We start from the raw sequence: 19,469 nt of genomic DNA on the forward strand, positions 1-19,469 counted from the left end.
TGCGTTTTGCGCGCAATTCGATCAGGGTGCGGGGCTGCACCCGCAGTAAAGACAAAGCCCCGCACGGGGCGGGGCTCGGGGGGTGGGGCGGAGTGGGCGGGTCAGGCCGGCGCCGCCTCGGGCGGGTTTTCGGCCTGCGCGGCGCCGATCAGCGCCAGCAGCTCGATGGTGTCGAGCAGGTCATAGACGATCTCGTGCCGGCGCTCTGCCGAGGCGGGCACGCAGCCATCCTGCAGCGCGGTGGCGGCCTCGGCCAGCGAGCGGATGCGGCTGAAGGCGTTGAGGGCGGCAAGGTCCAGGTGGCGCATCATGGCTCAGCCCTCCAGCCCGAGCTCGCCCTGCGCACCCTGCTGCGGGGCGCGGCCGTGGCGGTCGCGGTGCACGATCTGGCGGATGTGGTTGAGCGTCTTGCCGGTGCGCCGGGCAATCTCGTCGCGCGGCACGCCCGCAGCCTCCAGCGTCAGCACCAGCGCCTTGGCCTCTTGCGCGGCCTGGCGCTTGTGGATGCCGGCCAGCGTGGTCAGCGCGCGCACGTGGCCGCGGCGGGCGCCGTCGAGCTGGCCGTACAGGGCCAGGATCATGTTGTTCTGGGTGCGCAGCTCGTCGCGCAGCGCGCCCAGCTCCTGCGCCATGGCCAGCTGCGCGGCGCCCTCGCGCACATAGCCGCCGGTGCGGCGGATGCTGGGCAGGACTTCGGCGGTGATCCATTCCATGAAGGGCTCGGCCTCGGGCTTCTCGCTCCGCAGCACGCCGCGGTACAGCCCCGCCTCGTCGACGACTCGCATCTCCTGCACTCCGCTGGGGGTACTCACCTGGCGAGTACCCCGGTGCGACTCAGGGACCTGGCGGAGAAAGTTCGCCGCATCACGATATCCGAGGGCGCGGGCTACGTCTTTCGCCACGGCCACGAACGATAGGCCATCGTCCGTAGGGAAGACGCGTAGGGAATGGGTGTGAAACTGAAATACAGAGAGGGATTGGTGAGACATGGCTTCGGTTTCCTTATCAGGGAAGTCGCCCCAAAACGGAGGGGCGGCCGGGCGCTGATAACCTGCCGAAGACAGGCGGACTAATTCCCCTGACGGGTGTTTTATTCGTCGCACGCCCGGCCATAGGAAACCTATGGGCGTAAAAAAGCCACGCTTTCGGGCGCAGAGACCGCTTCGGTTAAGGTGTTATCAGCACCGGAGCGGAGTTTGCGCCCGATTTGGCACCAGTGTCAATTCAGCAGCGCGGCGTTGATCTTCAGCAGCCGCGTGCCATCGGGGCTGGTGTAGCAGATCACCGGCTTGGCGCCCACATAGCCCCCCATACGGTTCTTGGCGTTGACGCGCACCAGGTAGGTGCGGGCGGGAATCTTGGCGCCTTCGTAGTCCAGTACATCCATGGTGCCACCCGATGTGGACTCGACGATGGCGCTCGATGGGTCGTAAAGCCCGGAAAGGCTAGGTATGGCCTGGGCCTCGCACAGCTGCCGGCCACGGTCGATCGGCGCACCGCCCAGCCCGTGCGTGGCCTGCTGCGGCACACCGAGGCCGCGCATGGGCTTGGCGTCGGGTGCGCATGGCCTGTCGGCAAACACCGTTTTGCCGTCTTCAACACACTTGTACACCTGCGCGTGCGCGGCCGATGCCGCCAGCAGCCCGGCGGCGAGGAGGATGTGGCGTTTCATGCGGTTCTCCCTGTCATGCAAAAACATGATTCTGCCATTGCCGGGCGGGCGCGGCCTGCGCCGTATGCCCTCAGAACAGCCCCATCTGCCCGCGCAGGTCGGCCTGGCGCGGCGTCTCGGCGGTCGGCTCGTCGGCCTCCTTGAGCACGCTATACACCTGGCGGCGAGACAGCCCGAAGTCGACGCACAGGGCCTCCACGGGCGCGCCCGCGTCAAAGCTCGCGCGCACCGCACGATTGCGCGCGCGGCGCAGGGCCGCCCGGCAGTTGGGCACTTCGAAGGCGGTGCCGGCAATGATCTCGTAGAGCTTTTCTGCGTTGCGCTCGCCCACCAGTTCGGCCACGCGGGCAAAGCGGGCGTCGGCGCGCGCAGACCAGTGCGGACCGCGCATCGGGCTGTAGATGCGCGCGCCCGGCATCTCGCGGATCAGCGCCATGGCGCCGCGCCAGCCCACCCAGCGCACCAGGTCGCGCACGCTGGCGGGCAGGTCGGTCTCGAGGATGGCGAGCGAGGTCCGGCTCATCAGGGCACCCGCTTGGACAGCTCGTGGCGCAGCGTGGTGGCCAGCGCCGCGACCACCTTCTTCAGGTCATCGGTATCGCAAAAATCCAGGCTGGAACGCTTGCACACCCGCCGCGCCACGCCGTCGGCGTAGGACAGGGGCTTTACGGTGCCGGTGACGCGGTGCAGCTCGGCCAGCAACGCGTCGACCTTGCTCAGCAGGGGGGCGCGCTCGGCGCTGGGGGTTACCCGCCGGCGCCCGGCATAGCCCTCGCGGCCGCGGTTGAGGTGGTCGAGGATGGCGTTGAGCTCGGCCAGGCTGCATTGAGACAGGCTCGCGCAGCGCCCGCCCGTCAGCTCGCGCACCATGCGCCCGCGCTCGGCCGCATCGCGCAGGTCGAGCCCGGCCTTGCCAGCGGCCGCAAATATGGCGCGCTTGCGCAGGGCGATGCGCTGTGCGGCGGTGGGGGCGGTGGGGGGCATGACGTCACTCCTCATCAATGGGCATGAGCCACAGCAGCGCGGCGTGCAGCAGGTCGGCGAGGTGTTCGGCGAGGCGTTGCAGCATCATCGGCTCCTGGGCGTGGGGTTACTCGGCTTGATGGAGGGGCCCGCAGTAACGGCGCAGCCCCTCGGGCAAGACGGGTTACGGATTGATCCAGTCTTCCAGCGCCTTACCGGCCACGAACTTGACCGCCATGCGCTCGGGGATCTGGATCGCCTCGCCGGTGGCCGGGTTGCGGCCGGTGCGCGCGGCGCGCAGGGTGGTCTTCAGCTTGCCCAGCCCGGGCAGCGTGACATCGGCGTCGATGCCGGCGTCTGCGCCTGCAAAGTGCTGGGCGACCACGCGGCCGGCGGACTCGAGGACCGATTCGACGACGACCTTCTGCAGGTTGATGTCGGCGGCGATGGCGGCGATCAGTTGTGCTTTGTTCATGCTGCGATGCTCCATTGGTTGTGAGGGGTTGCCGGTTCCCGGCGCCCTTTCGGGTTTCCCCAAGGCGGGCCTTTGCTGTATCCGTGCCGGCTGGTTCCGTTATGTGCCCGACGGTTTCCTGCGGTCATGCCTACGCTAGGTCGTACGGTCCTGCCAGGCGAGCGGCTGCTGTCGCGCATCCAGGCTGTGCAGGGTTGTGCCGTGGTCGTCGGCGATCTTGAAGCTCACCGCGCAGTTGGCGGCCAGGCACAGCTGGAGGGCGGCGTCTTTGATGTTCGCGACCTGCGCGCTGTTGAGGCTGCAGACGTTGGCCCAGCTGCCGCGGCTGTTGGCCTTGAGCTGCAGCGTGGAGGGGGTAGCGGCCGTATTCATTCGTCGGCTTCTTCGACGAGCGCGATAGCTGCCGCGATCTCGCTTCCGGCGCGGCTGACGCTCTCGGCGATCGCGTAAAGGCCGAGCAGGCAGGCGGCGCCGAGGATGACAGCTTCGAGAATCAGGCTGTCCATCACGCCACCTCCGGGATGCATTCGCGCTTGATCTCGTAGCCGAACGCATCCTCCTGCTTCAGCGAGGCGCCCACGGCATGCAGGGTCTCGAGCGGGAGGCCGCGCATGGCCTCCTTGTTCGGGGACTCCTTCACCAGCAGGCAGTCACGCAAGTTGAGGTCCTTGAGCGCTTGTACGGTGTCGGCCACGCGCTTGATGACGACGCTGGTCGAGAGGCGGAATCCCACAGTCCCGAACGTGAGGTCTCGCGTCTTGGCCTTGATGAACTCGGCGCGGTTGGACTCGGCGTACTCTTTGATCGCCATCTCAAGGCCCAGCTTCTTGTTCTGCAGCGGCTCCGCGGCGGCCTTGGTTTTCGTCTTGATGAGGTCGATGCTTTCTTGCTGTGCGGTTTCGAGCAGGGCGAGCTCGCGATCGATGCGGCCGATCTCAGCGAGGCAGCGGTCGACTTCGTCCCAGGATTCGAGGGCGGTGCCGGATAGGCGTTTGCGGGCCATGTCAGTGGTCTCCAGTGGTTGCGGGGGTGGTGTTGGCCTCGCGCATGGCGGCCAGCGCAGCCCGCCCGAGGTCGGTGATGTAGTACGTGGCCGCGCGCCCCATGCCCACTGGGGTATTCGTTCGGCTGGGCAGGGCTCGGCCCAGCCAGCGCCGGTCGTACATGTCCACTGCCAGGCTGGCGACCGCGTTATGGCTGATGTCGGGGTTTGTCCCCGGCACGGGCGCAGAGGCGATTGCGTCGCGCAGCTGGCGCACGGTGCGCGAGCCGCGCGCGGCCAGTTCGGCGAGCATGCATTGGCGGTGCAGCGCGCCTTGGCGCTGGGGTACCGATGAGCTGGGGCCAAATCGGGCGGCGCGGGAGAATGCGGCGCAGGCCTGTGCGCGGGCGGCCGCACTAGCGGCCTGTACCTGCTGCGCCAGCGTTGGGATCCCCTGGGTGGCGGTTGAGTGGATCATGCCGCCACCTCGCATGCATGCGGCACGCCGAGCAGACGGGCGAGCCGGGCTACATCTGCGGGGGCGATCTGCAGCAGCTCGTCGCCGTCGTAGATGGATAAGCCCCCGTCGTCCCACAAGGCGAAGCTGATGCGCGCGGGGTTGGTCTGCGGCGGAGTAGGCGGCGCGGGGTCATCGGGTTCCATGTCGCCGAGGGCGTTGGATACGGAGGCCAGGAAATCGGCGACGCTGGAGAGATCTGCGGGCTCGAGGGTTTGGGCCGGGAGCACCTCGGGTTCCGGCTCGGCGCCCGGCGCTGTGTCGGCGGCCGCGAACGGCTCGCCGGCGGCGACCTCTGCGGTTGGCTGCTCTGCAGCCGGGTCGTAGGCGCGGTGGCCATGGTCTTTCGGCAACTTGCCGAGCGCGACGCGCTGACCGCCGAGCATGCTCTTGATCAGGTGGCGCACGCCTTCGACGCCGATGTCGAGCTCGGCGGCGATCGCCTTCAGGGGCAGCCCTTCGGCGAGGGGGCGGCCGGCGACGAGGTCGGCGATCTTCTGGCGCCGTTGCTGGGTGGCGGTGGGCGATTGCTTCATTTCGATCTCCTGGGCAGCGCGGCGCGCTGCGATGGATTGCGGGAGGCGCTGTGCGGTGAATGTGCGCGTGGGCGAGAAGTGGCCGCGGGCGTTGAGCTCGTGCCACGAGTCCATACGAGCCCGGGCGCCGGTGGGCCAGATGGCGAGCCAGGGCTCGGGGTCGGCGCCGCGCTTGATGTGGGCGCAGTTGATCTGGCTCGTGCCCTTGAGGTGCTCGATGGCGGCCCAGTAGGCGGGCTCGTCGCCCCCGACAAGGGCGGCCACGTCGTCGGCACGCGCCGGGCGCTTGCTGTCGTGCCCGGCGATGCACTTGAGGATCTCGGCGGCGATGGTGAAGGTCATCACGGCTGCACCTCCTGCATGCGTGCCGCCGCCAGCACGGCGGACACCGCGTCCGGGTCGGGCTGGGCGCCGCAGGCAATGCGGGTGTGCTCGACCTGGTCGGCCAGCGACACAACTGCGGCGCGCAGCGTCTCGCGCTCTGTATCGCCCGCCTCCAGGGCGATGACCACGCCGAGGCCAAAGGCGCAGACCATGGGCAGGACGCGCTCGGCGGCGTCGTGCAGCCAGTCGAAAAAATCATTCATCTCGATTCCCCTCGAAGTGCGCGCAGCGGCGGCATGCGTGCCAGTGCGCCAGGCGGAACGGGTTGTGGGTCGGCGGCTCGCAGCGGGCCTGTTCGGCACACAAGGCGCGGGGCTCTTCACGGCCGGTGTGCGGGCAGGCCACTGAATCGAGCACGGTCAAGGCGGCGCGCAGCAACTGGTCGGGGTCGCCGTAGGTGCCGGATAGCAGCCGCGATACAGCCGGGCGCGAATAGCCCAGGCGCATCGCCACGGCCGCCTTGCTGCTGGTGCTAACCTCTTCTCGGATCAGCGAGAGCGCACGCGCACGCGCTTCGTGCGTGAGAGCAGTCAGACTCATGTCTCCTCCCAACTCGGCTCTTCGTGCCACACCACGCGCCCTTGGTTGGGGTCGAACACCACCTTCGTGCGTTGCACCATTGGCGCGCGCGGGCCGGTCTTCATCTCGTGGCGCAACGCGTAACGCGCCGCGATCGGCCTGCTGCCGAGCTTGGCCGGCGCAACCTCGTCCAGGTAGCCGGCGGCATGCAGCGCGCCGATGTAGGCCTTGGCCGTCTCCGGGAACACCGGGTGATCCGGCGTCGAGGCATAGGCCGCCAGCTCACGAAAGTCGAACGTCGGCAGGAAGTGGCGCATTGCGTTCCACATCGCCTCGTTGCCGCGCCCCTGTGTGACTGCGGTGCCGTCTCGGCGTAACCGGGGCGCTTCCAGGCCCACGTCCTTCACCAGCCAGTAACGGTGTGCCGCGCCGAATCGGAGCCGGTCCTCGCGCCGCAGAAAGCCGCCGGCCACCAGTGCCTTCATGTATTCGCTGATCAGCGGCAGGCCGACCTTGCTGGCTCGGGTGAGGTCGGTGGTGGTGAAGCCGCCCTCACGATCGGCCATCGTGCGGATGGCCTCCCACACCCGCTGGCGCGGGCTCTTGCCGCCGGTCATTTCGAGGTGCGCGGGCTTACGAGACACGGTGCCAGCCCTCCGCAACCAACCACACGACGGCCGAACTGTTGTCACGCACGGCATCGTCAATCTCAATGACGCCGCCAGCCTTAACGACCGCGGTTCCAATGCGCATTTCTTTTACCTTCGCAACCCCGAGGCATCGATCCGCCGTCTTGATCTCAACTTGCGCATCGGGCGGCATGCTTGAGAGCTTCTCGATGAGGTCTCTGGCCTTCATCACACCACCCCCTCGCTCTCGTCGGTGTAGATGCCGCGCCCGCCCCACTTGGCCAGCGTCATCTCGTCCTCACCGCTCACCAACGCCTCGTCGCGGATGCGCGCCAGGTTCACGCAGGTGTAGCGCACCGACCCATCGACGCGCGCGACGATCTCCGCCAATAGATCCGGCGCCACCTGCACGCCGGCCGCATACACGGTGGCGAGCTTGACCGCATCCGCCAGGCTCACCGCTGGGGCTTCCACCCACTGGTAAACACGGCTGTGCATCTGCTTCCAGCGCCGCAGGCCCACGCGCAGCTCGTCGGTGCCCACCAGCAGCACCGGCTTCTTGCTGCCCTCGTAGATGTCGCGCACCGTCTCGATCAGGCTGTCGCTGCGGATCAGGTAGTCCGCCTCGTCCAGGATCAGCGGGCGACCGCTCTTGGCCAGCTGCGCGGTGATCAGGTCGAGCAGATCGGCCGTGGTGGCCTTGTTCGGCGCCGCCACACCCATCTCCAGCAGCACCTTCTGCAGCACCACCTTCACGCTCCAAACCCGGCGCACCTGCACGTAGTACGCGCGGTACTGCGCCACCATGGCGCCGGCGGCCATGCTCTTGCCGCGGCCCGGCGGGCCATACAGCACGCCCATGCCGGCCACGTTGGCATGCCGCGTCATCAGCGCTTCCAGCGCCACGCTCACTAGGTCGAGCGAGGCGATCGGCACCACGCCGCCCGGCAGCGCCTTGTTCAAGGGTTCATTCATCTTCATAATCGGGACTCAAGCTCCGTTTGCGGTTCTGACGGGCACGACGGTTGCCGCCGTCGTGCCCGAGTTGTTTCCAGCCGTCTGGTGCCGGCGCATCAGCGCGCCGAACTCCGACGACTGCGGGTACATCCCCCACCATTTCTGCAACTTCGGTTCGTCGATCACCTCTCCCCTTTCTGCAATTGCGTTGATTTCCAGCCACTTGCGGAAGCGCAGCTCCGGCGTCTCCGGGATGTGCACCACCTTCTGTTCGGGCTCGGGCACGGGCTGCGGGTTGTCGCGCTCGGCGCGGCGCGCATCCAGGCGGCGCTGCAGCTCGGGCGCCAGAGGTGCCGCCTCGCGGCCATGGTCGATGCGCCGTGCAGCCTTGCCGGCCTCCTGCAGCCCTTCGCTGCGATGCGCCTCGGCGCCGCGCGCCGGCAGCGTGGCCAGCTTCCCGGCCTCTGCGGCCTTCCGGCGCAGCAGCTCGCCCACCATGCGATCGGGGTCCACCTTCGCCCCGGCACCCATGCGCTTCTTGTCTTCCTTCACGCGCTTGGCCTGGGCGTTGCGCACGTGTGCGGCCAGTTCCTTGCGGCTCACGCCCTTGCGCTCCGGGCAGATCGCCACGCAGATGAACTTGCCGTCCTGGTGCACCACCACGGCGCCGAAGTCCTCGGTCTCGCGCACCGTCACCTCGGTGCCTACTTCCACCAGGGAGAACAGCTCCGGCGCGGCGTACCAGCCCGAATCCACCGCGATGCCCTTCTTCTGCAGGGTGCGCACGCCCGCCAGCGGGGCCAGCAGCACGTCCAGCGCGCGCTCGTCCTCGATGCGGCGCACCTTTCCCGTCCAGGCCGCGGCGCGGGCAAACGGGGTTTCGTTCGTCTCGCCGTGCGGGCGCTGTTCATAGGTGCCCTGCAGCCAGTCATTGATGTGGCCCTGCAGGGTGCTGGGCGTCATGTCCAGCTCGACCACGGTGTCCTTCTGGAACAGGCGCTCGCTGAAGGCCCGGCGCGACTCGATCGCCTGGCGCTCGGCCACGTTGTGCCCGACGAAGTTCGGCAGCAGCTCCAGGATGCTGTGCAGCATCACGCCGATGCCGCGCTCGACATGCGGCTTCTGCCAGGGCGAGAAGGGCGCCGTCACCCGCTGCTTGATGCCCAGCGCCTCGAGCGCCATCTGGAACTCGCGCGCCTTGTAGTCCTGCCCGTTGTCGGTAACGATCTCTTCGGGCACGCCCCACGCCAGTAACGCCAGCCGCAGGCAGAACATGTGCGTCTGCGCTTTCGGCGTGCGGCTCAACACCACCAGCATCCGCCGGCTGTAGATGTCGATCACCACCGAGCAGGTGTAGCGCCGCTTCTGGTTCGTCTCGGGGTCGGTCAGCATCCAGTCGCTGGGCGTGGCGTCCATCTCCCAGCGCTGGTTCAGCCGCACCACGTCCTCGCTGGCGTTGCCCACCGCGCTCATGCAGCGGTTCTTCCACTCGTCCGGGCTGGTCAGCGCGGTCAGCAGCTCCGGGTGTTTCTCCTGCCAGTTCTTCAGGAAACGGTAGGTCGCGTCGTAGCTCGGTGCCTCGAACAGGATCTCACCCGTCTCGGGGTCCACCGCCGCACTGGCCAGCAGCGCGTGCAGGTCGTGGGGCATGATGTTCGGCCGCGCCTTGATCAGCGCCAGGGTGGTTTCATGCAACGTCGGCTGCTTGGTGAAGACGTTCACACCGCGCATCAGCGCGCCGTCCTGCTTGTCGATCAGTCCGGCTAACCCCTCCTTCTTGAACTTGGATTCCCAGCGCGCCAGCGATCGCCCGGAAATCTCTGGGAACGCCTCGCGCACCGCCTCGGTGATCTGCGGCAGCGGAGGCAGCGTGCCGGCGTTGTAGAGGCTGCAGAACACTTCCTGCCCGCGCTTGCGTTTGATCGGCTGGGCCTGCACGAACCACACCTCCCAACCCTGCACGATGCCCCACCGACCATCAAAGCGCTGTTGCTGCCCTTCGGTCAGGCTGGCCGCCAGCGCCTTCAGCGCCTGCTCGCCCTTTTGCCGGCGAATGCGCGCCTCTTCGGCCACGTCTGCGCGCACCTTCGCCACCACGGCGTGCTCGCGCAGGGCGCGTTCGCCGGCGGCGATGATCCCCTCGGCACGGTCGATCAGCTTGGCGATGCGGGGCGGGGGGGCGTATTCGCGGGCGACGCCACCCTTTCCGCCCTTGACCGGCACCTCGCGGAAGGACCAATCCTCGCGGTCAACGAGCTTGCGCCAGCCACGCTCGGACCCTGGCAGATCAGGCAGCCTGAGCTCGGCCAACTCGCGGCAGGCGTAGTGGGTCTTACGCATGATCGCCTCGCCCATTCAGCCACTGCAGCAGCGCTGCCGCCTTGCTCGCGGGCAGCGTCAATGTCAGCGTGACCTCAGTCTCGCGGTGCTTGCGCTTGGTCACACCGATGCACGCTGCCGGCTCACCGGCGATCAGTGCAGCGATGCGCGGAGGAGGGGCGTATTCGCGGCGAACGCCACCGCGGCCACGGCCTTTGCTTTCAATGCACGGCCACCCCTCACGAGAGACGGTGAGCCGCCAACCTTCATCTGTGGTTGGGCAATCAGGCAGCTTGAGCTCGGCCAACTCGCGGCAGGTGTAGTGGGTCTTACGCATCGCCCATCTCCCCCAGTGCGCTCTTGAGTGCGCGGATCTTCTTTCCCGCCTCGTCGCGCACCCGTTCGAGCTTGCCGATCTCGGCATCCAGCGCCGCCTTGCCCACCAGTACGCGGCAGCCGCGGCGGTCCGCCAGCCACTGCGTCAGCAAGTGGGTGTGGCACGCCACCTCCAGCACCGGCGCCAGGTAAAACGGCATGTTGTAGGCCTCACGGCTCTCCGCGCTCCAGGCGTCCAGCATGTACTTGGAAACGTCGCGGCCGGCCAGGCGGCTCATGCGTGCGGCCACATCCGTGCGATCGCAGCCTGCGCCGGCCAGCGCCTGACTCACCAGGTGAGCCACTTCCACCCCATAGCACTGGCTGCCCGGCGTCTGCTCCGCCGGCTGCGGCAACAGCGCAAACAGGTCGCCCGTGTGGATGTCGGCATGGCGTGCCATGGTCATCTCCTCATCCACCCTGCTCATGCGGTGGCGCGGCTGTCAGCGTCGCGGACATTGCGCCCCTTAGCTCTGCCGCTAGAATGTCCTGCAGTAACGCGGGTTTCCGTGTGTTCTGCAGGCGGCGGCAGGAGGGCCGCCGGGTGCCCCACGCTGGCCAGGGCAGCCCGGCGCCAGGGGTTGGCGGCAATGCATTCGGCGGTGTAGCGGCTGGGCCAGATCTGCGCGGGGTCCAGGCCGAGCGCATCGGCGATGAGGCGTTCGTTTTTCGGACTGCTGTTGTAGAGGGCGTGGCGCACCGCACGGCAATTCACGCCTTCGGCGCGCGCCAGGTCGGCAAAGGTGAGGCCTCGGCGGCGCAGCTCGGCGGGGATCGCGTGGCTATCCCAGTCCTTGATTTTTGGGGTCTTTGCGTTCATGTCTATTTCCTTGCGTTTGCGTGTATGTCGGAACTGTAAGGCCCTGTGTGGAACACGTCAACAAGGGAAATACTGTTCCCAGCTCTGCAACTCCACGCAGGGACTGATCTGCGCTACAGCCTCCGCAACTATTTTCTTTATAAACAGATGGATGGGAATGATATGAATAGCTCGGAACAGCCCGCATGCTCGGAACAACTAGGTTCCGAGCAAAAATGGTTTTCGTGTTCCGAGCTGTCGGCAATCAAGCTGCCTGGCGCCGCGCTCACGGATCGCGGCTGGCGCAAGGTTGTCGAGCGCGAGGGTTGGCAGTTCAGAGAAGTCCACGCAAAAGGGGGGAAGGCCGGCGTGAAGCGCGAATATGTGCCGCCGCCTGAGCTGCTCAAGCTGATCCGCCGCCACATGCGTGGTGAGGTCGTAACCGAAGAAGAAGTGAACCGCGCGCGGGCGATCAGGTCGGTGGCGTTCCGCAAAGCACCAGCAGGACTCGCGGACTACCAGCAAGCACCAGGGCGTGGTCAGCGCGTGGGGGCGCCAAACGTGATCGATGCCGACGAGCGCCACTCAGCCAGCGCAGCGCCCTCGCCTTCAGGCGTGGCGGGGCCCGCAGCCGCCGGCGCGCCCACGGTGGCGGCGACGGCAACCCCGGCGCCAGGGGCACGCACGGGCGCCGGCAGGCTCACCGACCCCACCGACGAAGACCGCCTGCAGATGCTCCTCGCCCTGCTGCGCACCATGGAGCACCACCTCAAGGCGCCCGTCAGCGCCGAGGTCGCGGCCCGCATGCTCGAGGTCGTCGAGGCCTGGCACGACTTCGCCGCCCGCCAGCCCGACATCCTCGCCCGCCTCGAGGCCGTCCGCGCCGCAGCCAACCTCTACCTGGTGCGGTGAACGCAAAAAGGGGGCGTGGACTTATCCACACCCCCTCTCATTCCCGCTCACCGCGCCGCCGTTCCGGTGCCAATTTCTGCGCAATCCTGCTCGGCGCTCGCGCGTTCCGCTCAAATTCCGCGCCAACTTGGCCAACCGCTCCCGTCGCCCCGAATCCCGCGCCACGCTTGCCCTTCAGCCTCGCCGCCTCACTTCTCCCCCGGTGCCAAAACGATCACCCCCCCACACCTGTCGTCGTAACCGCGAATAATCGACACGAAGGGCCGTGATGTCGAAGGCGTCGACACATCGGTCGGCGCCGACGCGAAAAGCCGTGTCGTAGACGTGACGATGGGGACCGAAGTCCCCACCGGCTTTTCTTTGGTAACAAGGCTCAAGCAGCCTCGGCATAGACCTTAAGCGGCCAGTGCGAAACGCTCATCGTTGGCGTTTATGGATTTGCGCGGATTACGTCCGTCGCCTCTCGGGTTGCCTGCTCACTTTTGCCCGCCCTGTCGAAACCAGTACACCCCCACCCAAACGCACTCCCGAATGCCCTTGGGTGGAGGTGAGGGGAATCGAACCCCTGTCCAGAACGCCTCCAGATTGCCGGGATTACAACCATGACCGTGATGGTACGCAGTTCGGCTCACGCATTCAATGCCTGAGCCCGCTCAACGCCTCACGCTTTTGTAAGCGGATGCCACACCCCGCCCGCAGCACGGCGGACGCGGGAAACACGGGCTCGCGGCCAAACCGCCGCTACGTCGCGCATCGGAAGCCTCACGCAACGCTGGGCCCGGAGGCCGGGAAGAGCGATAATGGCGGACTTCCGACAAAGCGGACACGATTCGATGAAGCGCGTAGATGACTTTCGCCTGCGACTGGGCGCCGATGAACTGGTACCGATCATGGTGGGCGGCATGGGCGTGGACATTTCCACAGCCGACCTCGCGCTCGAAACAGCCCGGCTAGGTGGCGTCGGTCACATTTCGGACGCGATGCTCCCGACCGTGTCCGATCGTCGCTACAACACCAAGTACGTCAAGAACAAGCTGCAGCAGTACAAGTTCAACGTTGCCAACGCCGACAAGTCGGTGGTGCAGTTCGATCTTGGCCTGATTGCCGAAGCCACCGCCACCCATGTCGCGCGCACCATGGAACGCAAGCGCGGACCTGGCATGGTGTTCATCAACTGCATGGAGAAGCTGACCATGAACGCGCCCAAGGACACCCTCCGGGTGCGCCTGCGCACGGCCATGGACCACGGCATCGACGGCATCACCCTGGCGGCTGGCCTGCATCTGGGGTCCTTTGCGCTGATCGAGGACCATCCCCGCTTCAAGGACGTCAAGCTCGGCATCATCGTCAGCTCGCTGCGCGCGCTGCAGCTGTTCCTGAAGAAGAGCGCACGCACTGGCCGCATGCCCGACTACGTAGTGGTCGAGGGGCCGCTCGCCGGCGGCCACCTCGGCTTTGGCATGGACTGGGCGCAATACGACCTTGCTGCCATCGTCGCCGAGATCACCGACTGGCTGCGCGAGCAGCAGCTCGACATCCCGCTGATCCCGGCCGGCGGCATCTTCACTGGCACGGACGCGGTGAATTTCCTCGAGGCCGGAGCGAGCGCGGTCCAGGTCGCGACTCGCTTCACCGTAACCAAGGAGTGCGGCCTGCCCGACGAGGTCAAGCAGGACTACTTCAAGGCCAAGGAAGACGAGATCGAGGTCAACCAGATCTCGCCCACCGGCTATCCGATGCGTATGCTCAAGAGTAGTCCGGCAATCGGCTCCGGGATCCGCCCCAACTGCGAGGCTTACGGCTACCTGCTCGACTCCAGCGGCAACTGCCAGTACATCGAGGCCTACAACCGCGAGGTGGCTGCTCACCCGGACGCGAAGAAGGTCAAGGTGTTCGACAAGACCTGTCTGTGCACCCACATGCGAAACTTCGACTGCTGGACCTGTGGTCATTACACCTACAGGCTCAAGGACACGTCCTCGCTGGACGACAATGGAGACTACCGCCTGCTCAGTGCCGAGCACGTCTTCAACGACTATCTCTACAGCACTGACAACAGGATCGCGCTGCCGGACTGAGCGTACGCGCGGGCAGTCGCCTCGACGATGCCCGCGGTGCGAACTAATTCCTCGGCGGGACGGCTGTGGAGACCAATACTGCCACCATGGACAGTCGCGAATCCGCTCCGATGAAAGTCGTCGTCGTCGACGACACGCCGCTCAACCTTGTGTTGATGGGCAAGCTCGTCGACCGTCTGCCGGGCACGCAGGCCCACACCTTCGAGCGCCCCATCGAGGCGCTGACCTGGTGCCTCGAGAACGAGGCCGACCTGATCATCGTCGACTACATGATGCCGGCGATGGACGGCGTGGAATTCATCCGCCGCATCCGCGCCAACCGCCGCGCCGACGACCTGCCGATCCTGATGGTCACCGCCAGCCACGAGCGCAGCGTGCGCTACGAAGCGCTCGAATGCGGCGCCAACGACTTTCTCACCAAGCCGATCGACGGGCACGAGTTCGAGCCTCGTGTGCGCAACATGCTCAAGTTGCGCGAGGCGCATCTTGCCACCCGCCAGCGCGCCGAGACCCTGGCAGAGGAGGTGCGCAAAGCCACTGCCGAAATCGTAGACCGCGAACGCGAGACGATCACCCGCCTGTCACGCGCCGCAGAGTTCCGCGACCCCGAAACCGGCGCCCACATCCAGCGCATGTCGCACTACTCAGCGCTCATTGCCGAGCGCCTTGGGCACGGCCACGCATTTGCCCAGGACCTGCTGATGGCAGCACCGATGCACGACGTCGGCAAACTGGGGATCCCCGACACGATCCTGCTCAAGCCGGGGCGGCTGACTACCGATGAATTCGAAGTCATGAAACGCCACCCGCAGATCGGCTACGACATTCTCAAGGAGTCGTCCTCCAGCATCTTGCGCCTGGGCGCCACCATCGCGCTCACTCACCACGAGAAGTTCGACGGCAGCGGCTACCCGCGAGGCCTTGCAGGCGACAGCATCCCCCTCGAAGGGCGCATCGTCGCGGTGGCCGACGTGTTCGACGCACTCACCTCGGAACGCCCCTACAAGCCCGCATGGCCGCTCGCACGAGCGATCGGCCTGTTGCGCGAGGGTCGCGGCAGCCATTTCGATCCCAATTGCGTCGACGTCTTCCTGCAGTCATGGGACGAAGTCCAGCTCATCCGCCAGCGCTTCCAGGACGAGCACGAAAGCGCAGCGGTTGCCTGACCCCCAGCGGGCCCGCAAGAGTCACTCACTCTCAGCTGCGGCGCTCGATCAGCTCGACCTTGTAGCCGTCCGGATCCTCGACGAAGGCGATGACCGTCGTGCCATGCTTCATCGGCCCTGCCTCGCGAACCACCTTGCCGCCGCGCGCACGAATGTCCTCACAGGCCTTGCGCGCATCTTCGACCTCGAGCGCGATGTGGCCATAGGCGTTGCCGAGCTCGTAGCGGTCTACGCCCCAGTTGTGCGTCAGCTCGAGCACCGCGCCGTCCATTTCGTCCTGATAGCCGACGAAGGCGAGCGTGAACTTTCCGTCCGGGTAGTCCTGTCGGCGCAGCAGGCGCATGCCGAGCACTTCGGTGTAGAAGGCAAGGGAGCGATCGAGATCGCCGACGCGCAGCATGGTGTGAAGGATTCGCATGGTTTGTTGTCCTTGTGCTTGGGTTGGGTTCAGTCTTCCTGCATGAGCGGCACCCCCACCGCCGGCGCCTCAGGACCGATGACGGGCAAGGTCGCCGCGGCCCGCCGCAATGCGGCACGCGCCTCGCGCCAGTCCGGATACAGCCGTTCGACGACCGCCCAGAAGCGCGGCGAATGGTTCATCTCGGCCAGGTGGGCCACCTCGTGGGCGACCACATAGTCGATCAGCTCGGGGACGAGGTGTATCAGTCGCCAATGCAGGCGGATGCCGGAGCGCTGGCTACAGCTCCCCCAGCGCGTGCGCGCATTGGACAGTCGCACCGCAGGCACGGCGTGGCCGAGCCTCAGGCAGTACTCCTCGACACGGGCACGATACCAGCCCAGCGCCCGTGCCTGAAGGGCTCGCAGAAGTGCCTTCTGGGTACTGCTGCAGGCGGCCGGCAGCAAAAGCTCCTCGCCACCGCCCTCGCCCACACGCCAGCGCACGCCCCGCCCCGCCACGAGCCGCAAGGTCAGCGGCTTGCCGAGGACGGGAAGTTGCACCCCGTCTGCGATCTCGATGCGCACTTGGGCTGGTGCACCGGCATGCGCCCGCAGCCGGTCGAGCAACCAGCGGCCATGGCCGCGCACGAAGCGCTCGACCTCGCCCAGGGGCATCTGCAATGGCACGGCAACACGCGCACCACGGTGGTCGACCTGCAGCGCCATCGAACGTCGCGCGGAACGTCGCAGCACGAGGGCCACCGGTGTGCCATCGATGACCAGGTGGTAGGCCTGGTGCTGCGACGAAGGCGCCGCGACCGCCGCCAATGCCCCGCTCAAGCCTTGTCTTCCCACTCCACGCCACGCGCATCGAGATCGGCCCTGATGCAGGCCATCGCCTCGGCCACGCGTGCCGCCGTGCCCTTCATGCCGAGCTCGATCGATCGCCGCTGACCCTCGGAGGCGATCGTCGGCAGGCTGAACAGCGTCGCATCGGGGAAGTCCGCGGTGATCCTGCGCATCAGGCCGATGAGCTGGCCCTCATAGGCATCCCACACGGTGACGGCCGCCTCGACATAGTCCTCGGCGTGATGCAGGTGGCCATAGTGCGTGTCCAGCACCCACTCGACCATCGGCCAGGCCATCACCGGAAAGCCCGGAGCGAAGTAATGGCGGCGGATCGAGAACCCGGGAATACGGTTGAAGCTGTTGGGGATGATGTCGCTTCCCACGGGGTACACACCCATCTGCAGACGCTCGGCGGTGATCTCGTCACCGAAGCGGGCGCGAATCTCGCGCTCTGCCTCGGGATGGAGGGCGAGATCCAGCCCGAGCGCCGCAGCGGCGGCCTCCCGCGTGCGGTCGTCCGGCGTGGCGCCGATGCCGCCGAAGCTGAAAACCACATCGCCGGTGGCGAAGGTCTGGCGCAGGGTGTCGACAAGGCGATCGAGGTCATCTCCCGCGTAACGTGCCCACGACAGCTTGAGCCCGCGCGCGCCGAGCAGTTCGATGAGCTTGGCGAGGTGCTTGTCGCTGCGGCGCCCCGACAGGATCTCGTCACCGATGATGAGTGCGCCAAAGTTCATGACAGCTCCCGCGAACCGGATCCCCGAGCAACTGGCTCGGCATCGAGCACGGTCACGCCGTGCTGCAGCCGATGCTTACGCAGGGTTTCCAGCATGTAATGGACAAAGGCAAGGCCGGCAAAGGCCGGCGCCACCAGGTTGATCACCGGCACATAGGCCAGCAGCGCACTGCCGCCGCCCACCAGCAGCATCTGCGGCCGCCAGTCGGTGCGCAGGCGCTGCATCTCGTCACGGTCGGCATGCAGCATGAGAGCGTCGTAGCCAAACGCACGCTGGTTGAGCCAGCCGGTCAGCACCACCGAGGCGAGCAGGCCGACACCGGGGATCAGCCAGAACGGCAAGGAGACGATCAAGGCCACGAGAAAGAGCACCCCGGCGACGATCGAGTTCCAGGCGCTGCCAAGGTTCGAGCCGCCACGACGCTGCTCGATGTCCGCATAGTCGCTGCGGCCGATGCGCTCGAGCATCAGCGGCAGCGCAATCGTGGCCACCAGCAGCGCCGCTGTCACGTAAATCAGGGGTACGAGGAGCAGCGCAACCGCAAACTTGATCAGGACCAGCATCACCGCCGCCGCTGCCTCGGATGCCGACAGCCAGCTACCGACGAAGGCCCAGCCGCTGACCCAGCCGAACACGCCCTCGGTAACCGGCGTCCACAGCAGCACCGCAAGTACGGACCACAGCACCGTCGCCAGCACGCCCGGCCATACCAGGTGCCAGAAGATGTCCCGCCTCAGCAGGCTGCGGCCAGCGCGGCCGAAGGCAAGCACGATGTCCTTCATGGCGCCTCCACTCAGCGCGGCAGCCCCGGGAAGCCGCCGGGCATCATGCCCTTCATGGCTCGCATCATCTTGCCCATGCCGCCCTTGGAGAACTGCTTCATCACCTTCTGCGTCTGTTCGAACTGGTTGAGCAGGCGGTTGACCTCCTGCACCGTCACACCCGCACCCGCGGCGATGCGACGCTTGCGGCTGGCCTTGAGCAGTTCGGGCTTGCTGCGTTCGAGCGGCGTCATCGAGTTGATGATGCCTTCGATGCGGCTGATCGCCTTTTCCTCTGCACCGCCCTGAAGCTTGTCGGCGGCCGCCGCAAACTGCGCGGGCAGCTTGTCCATCATCGAAGCCAGGCCACCCATCTTGCGCATCTGGGCGATCTGTTCCTTGAAGTCGTTGAGGTCGAAGCCCTTCCCGGTCTTGAGCTTTTGCGCGAAAGCACGGGCCTTTTCCTCGTCGACCCCGCGCCGGGCTTCCTCGACCAGCCCGAGAATGTCGCCCATGCCGAGGATACGGCTGGCCATACGGTCGGGGTGGAAGGGCTCGAGCCCGGAAAGCTTCTCGCCGACACCAGCGAACTTGAGCGGCTTGCCGGTGACGTGGCGCACCGACAGGGCTGCACCGCCGCGCGAATCGCCATCGAGCTTGGTGAGCACGACGCCGGTAAGGGGCAAGGCCTCGTTGAAGGCACGCGCGGTATTGACGGCATCCTGGCCCAGCATGGCGTCGACCACGAACAAGGTCTCGATCGGCGTCACCGCCGCATGCAAGGCCTTGATCTCGGCCATCATCGCCTCATCGACCGCCAGCCGGCCCGCGGTGTCGACGAGGAGGACGTCCATGTGGTGCTTCCGCGCGTGATCGAGCGCGGCAAGCGCAATATCCACCGGCTTCTGCTCGACCGAAGACGGGAAGAAGCCCACGCCGGCCTGCGCGGCCACGGTCTTCAGCTGCTCGATGGCCGCCGGTCGATAGACGTCCGCCGACACCACCAGCACCTTCTTCTTGTGCTCTTCGTGCAACAGCTTGGCAAGCTTGCCGGTGGTTGTGGTCTTGCCTGCGCCCTGCAGGCCGGCCATCAGCACCACGGCTGGCGGCTGGGTCGACAGGTTCAGGCCCTCGTGGGCCCCGCCCATCAGCGCCTTCAGTTCGTCGTGGACCACGCCCACCAGCGCCTGGCCGGGCGTCAGCGAACCGACGACCTCCTGGCCGACGGCCTTTTCCTTGACGCGGGCGACGAAATCCTTGACCACGGGAAGTGCGACGTCGGCCTCGAGCAGGGCCATGCGCACCTCGCGCATCGCGTCCTGGATGTTGTCTTCGGTCAGGCGGGCCTGGCCGCGCAGCGTCTTGACGACTTTGGACAGGCGTTGAGTGAGATTGTCGAGCATTCTGGGGCAGGCCTTGGGCGCGTGACTTGGAGTAAAC

The 19,469-nt window shown here is 66.8% G+C and carries 28 protein-coding genes and 1 other RNA gene; 3 read left to right on the forward strand and 26 right to left on the reverse strand.

The annotated features are described in order from the left end of the window. Positions 1–101 precede the first annotated feature (101 nt). The 20 genes from P7F68_RS00775 to P7F68_RS00870 form a co-directional block, all read right to left on the reverse strand. The gene (locus P7F68_RS00775) at positions 102–311 is read right to left on the reverse strand and encodes a hypothetical protein (protein WP_002930562.1); all 210 of its coding nucleotides are present in this window, start codon (positions 309–311) and stop codon (positions 102–104) included. A gap of 3 nt (positions 312–314) precedes the next feature. Next, positions 315–989, reverse strand: a complete 675-nt coding sequence (locus P7F68_RS00780; RefSeq protein ID WP_277829862.1) for a BRO-N domain-containing protein — start codon at positions 987–989, stop codon at positions 315–317. A 230-nt stretch (positions 990–1,219) separates the two neighbouring features. Beyond that, the gene (locus P7F68_RS00785; protein WP_277829864.1) at positions 1,220–1,672 is read right to left on the reverse strand and encodes a DUF4124 domain-containing protein; all 453 of its coding nucleotides are present in this window, start codon (positions 1,670–1,672) and stop codon (positions 1,220–1,222) included. Between the two features lie 70 nt (positions 1,673–1,742). Beyond that, positions 1,743–2,195, reverse strand: a complete 453-nt coding sequence (locus tag P7F68_RS00790; protein ID WP_002930552.1) for a Mor transcription activator family protein — start codon at positions 2,193–2,195, stop codon at positions 1,743–1,745. Next, the gene (locus tag P7F68_RS00795) at positions 2,195–2,656 is read right to left on the reverse strand and encodes a phage protein GemA/Gp16 family protein (protein WP_277829866.1); all 462 of its coding nucleotides are present in this window, start codon (positions 2,654–2,656) and stop codon (positions 2,195–2,197) included. The genes P7F68_RS00790 and P7F68_RS00795 overlap by 1 nt, the downstream gene beginning before the upstream one ends. A gap of 163 nt (positions 2,657–2,819) precedes the next feature. Further along, positions 2,820–3,110 carry an HU family DNA-binding protein gene (locus P7F68_RS00800; RefSeq protein WP_277829868.1) on the reverse strand — a complete coding sequence of 97 codons (291 nt, stop codon included), beginning with the start codon at positions 3,108–3,110 and terminating at the stop codon, positions 2,820–2,822. Between the two features lie 135 nt (positions 3,111–3,245). Next, on the reverse strand, positions 3,246–3,482 hold the full coding sequence (locus tag P7F68_RS00805) for a hypothetical protein (protein ID WP_277829870.1): 237 nt from the start codon (positions 3,480–3,482) through the stop codon (positions 3,246–3,248). Next, positions 3,479–3,616 (reverse strand): hypothetical protein, encoded by a 138-nt coding sequence (locus P7F68_RS00810; RefSeq protein WP_277829872.1) that lies wholly within the window; start codon positions 3,614–3,616, stop codon positions 3,479–3,481. Before P7F68_RS00810 ends, P7F68_RS00805 begins: the two co-directional genes overlap by 4 nt. Then, on the reverse strand, positions 3,616–4,113 hold the full coding sequence (locus tag P7F68_RS00815) for a host-nuclease inhibitor Gam family protein (RefSeq protein ID WP_277829874.1): 498 nt from the start codon (positions 4,111–4,113) through the stop codon (positions 3,616–3,618). The genes P7F68_RS00810 and P7F68_RS00815 overlap by 1 nt, the downstream gene beginning before the upstream one ends. A 1-nt stretch (position 4,114) precedes the next feature. Further along, positions 4,115–4,570 (reverse strand): hypothetical protein, encoded by a 456-nt coding sequence (locus P7F68_RS00820; protein WP_157354553.1) that lies wholly within the window; start codon positions 4,568–4,570, stop codon positions 4,115–4,117. Continuing rightward, a complete protein-coding gene (locus P7F68_RS00825; protein WP_277829880.1) occupies positions 4,567–5,487 on the reverse strand; it encodes a hypothetical protein in 921 nt (306 codons plus the stop codon). Before P7F68_RS00825 ends, P7F68_RS00820 begins: the two co-directional genes overlap by 4 nt. Beyond that, positions 5,487–5,732: a hypothetical protein gene (locus tag P7F68_RS00830; RefSeq protein WP_277829882.1), complete on the reverse strand. Its 246-nt coding sequence runs from the start codon at positions 5,730–5,732 to the stop codon at positions 5,487–5,489. The genes P7F68_RS00825 and P7F68_RS00830 overlap by 1 nt, the downstream gene beginning before the upstream one ends. After that, positions 5,725–6,069: a transcriptional regulator gene (locus tag P7F68_RS00835; RefSeq protein WP_002930532.1), complete on the reverse strand. Its 345-nt coding sequence runs from the start codon at positions 6,067–6,069 to the stop codon at positions 5,725–5,727. Before P7F68_RS00835 ends, P7F68_RS00830 begins: the two co-directional genes overlap by 8 nt. Further along, positions 6,066–6,692 (reverse strand): hypothetical protein, encoded by a 627-nt coding sequence (locus tag P7F68_RS00840; RefSeq protein WP_037984714.1) that lies wholly within the window; start codon positions 6,690–6,692, stop codon positions 6,066–6,068. Before P7F68_RS00840 ends, P7F68_RS00835 begins: the two co-directional genes overlap by 4 nt. Beyond that, positions 6,682–6,906 carry a hypothetical protein gene (locus P7F68_RS00845; protein WP_002930528.1) on the reverse strand — a complete coding sequence of 75 codons (225 nt, stop codon included), beginning with the start codon at positions 6,904–6,906 and terminating at the stop codon, positions 6,682–6,684. Before P7F68_RS00845 ends, P7F68_RS00840 begins: the two co-directional genes overlap by 11 nt. Beyond that, positions 6,906–7,652: an AAA family ATPase gene (locus P7F68_RS00850; protein ID WP_157354551.1), complete on the reverse strand. Its 747-nt coding sequence runs from the start codon at positions 7,650–7,652 to the stop codon at positions 6,906–6,908. Before P7F68_RS00850 ends, P7F68_RS00845 begins: the two co-directional genes overlap by 1 nt. A gap of 15 nt (positions 7,653–7,667) precedes the next feature. Beyond that, a complete protein-coding gene (locus tag P7F68_RS00855) occupies positions 7,668–9,974 on the reverse strand; it encodes a DDE-type integrase/transposase/recombinase (protein WP_277829892.1) in 2,307 nt (768 codons plus the stop codon). Continuing rightward, positions 9,967–10,290 (reverse strand): hypothetical protein, encoded by a 324-nt coding sequence (locus P7F68_RS00860; RefSeq protein ID WP_002930525.1) that lies wholly within the window; start codon positions 10,288–10,290, stop codon positions 9,967–9,969. Before P7F68_RS00860 ends, P7F68_RS00855 begins: the two co-directional genes overlap by 8 nt. Then, on the reverse strand, positions 10,283–10,729 hold the full coding sequence (locus P7F68_RS00865) for a hypothetical protein (RefSeq protein WP_002930524.1): 447 nt from the start codon (positions 10,727–10,729) through the stop codon (positions 10,283–10,285). Before P7F68_RS00865 ends, P7F68_RS00860 begins: the two co-directional genes overlap by 8 nt. A 23-nt stretch (positions 10,730–10,752) precedes the next feature. Beyond that, positions 10,753–11,148, reverse strand: a complete 396-nt coding sequence (locus tag P7F68_RS00870) for a helix-turn-helix domain-containing protein (RefSeq protein ID WP_277829895.1) — start codon at positions 11,146–11,148, stop codon at positions 10,753–10,755. A gap of 348 nt (positions 11,149–11,496) precedes the next feature. Here P7F68_RS00870 and P7F68_RS00875 point away from each other — a divergent pair, with 348 nt between their 5' ends. Further along, a complete protein-coding gene (locus P7F68_RS00875; RefSeq protein ID WP_277829897.1) occupies positions 11,497–12,039 on the forward strand; it encodes a phage repressor protein in 543 nt (180 codons plus the stop codon). 325 nt (positions 12,040–12,364) lie between these two features. Here the strand turns inward: P7F68_RS00875 and ssrA are convergent. After that, positions 12,365–12,692, reverse strand: a transfer-messenger RNA (tmRNA) gene (gene ssrA / locus P7F68_RS00880). A gap of 180 nt (positions 12,693–12,872) precedes the next feature. On the opposite strand from ssrA, the gene P7F68_RS00885 reads away from it, so the two are divergent. Next, positions 12,873–14,117 (forward strand): nitronate monooxygenase, encoded by a 1,245-nt coding sequence (locus tag P7F68_RS00885; protein ID WP_002924652.1) that lies wholly within the window; start codon positions 12,873–12,875, stop codon positions 14,115–14,117. A gap of 86 nt (positions 14,118–14,203) precedes the next feature. Continuing rightward, entirely contained in the window at positions 14,204–15,283 is a 1,080-nt protein-coding gene (locus P7F68_RS00890; RefSeq protein ID WP_002942966.1) for an HD domain-containing phosphohydrolase, read from the forward strand. 31 nt (positions 15,284–15,314) lie between these two features. Here P7F68_RS00890 and gloA read toward each other — a convergent pair whose 3' ends face one another. The 5 genes from gloA to ffh are packed head-to-tail and all read right to left on the reverse strand — an operon-like array spanning position 15,315 to position 19,432. Then, positions 15,315–15,701, reverse strand: a complete 387-nt coding sequence (gene gloA, locus P7F68_RS00895) for a lactoylglutathione lyase (protein ID WP_002924655.1) — start codon at positions 15,699–15,701, stop codon at positions 15,315–15,317. 29 nt (positions 15,702–15,730) lie between these two features. Further along, positions 15,731–16,510: a M48 family metallopeptidase gene (locus tag P7F68_RS00900; protein ID WP_002942968.1), complete on the reverse strand. Its 780-nt coding sequence runs from the start codon at positions 16,508–16,510 to the stop codon at positions 15,731–15,733. A gap of 8 nt (positions 16,511–16,518) precedes the next feature. Next, positions 16,519–17,268 carry a competence/damage-inducible protein A gene (locus tag P7F68_RS00905; RefSeq protein ID WP_002924659.1) on the reverse strand — a complete coding sequence of 250 codons (750 nt, stop codon included), beginning with the start codon at positions 17,266–17,268 and terminating at the stop codon, positions 16,519–16,521. Next, positions 17,265–18,050: an EI24 domain-containing protein gene (locus P7F68_RS00910; protein ID WP_277829901.1), complete on the reverse strand. Its 786-nt coding sequence runs from the start codon at positions 18,048–18,050 to the stop codon at positions 17,265–17,267. The genes P7F68_RS00905 and P7F68_RS00910 overlap by 4 nt, the downstream gene beginning before the upstream one ends. Before the next feature lie 11 nt (positions 18,051–18,061). Next, entirely contained in the window at positions 18,062–19,432 is a 1,371-nt protein-coding gene (gene ffh, locus P7F68_RS00915; protein WP_277829903.1) for a signal recognition particle protein, read from the reverse strand. Positions 19,433–19,469: the final 37 nt, after the last annotated feature.

This window comes from Thauera mechernichensis (genome assembly GCF_029588855.1).
Classification (GTDB): domain Bacteria; phylum Pseudomonadota; class Gammaproteobacteria; order Burkholderiales; family Rhodocyclaceae; genus Thauera; species Thauera mechernichensis.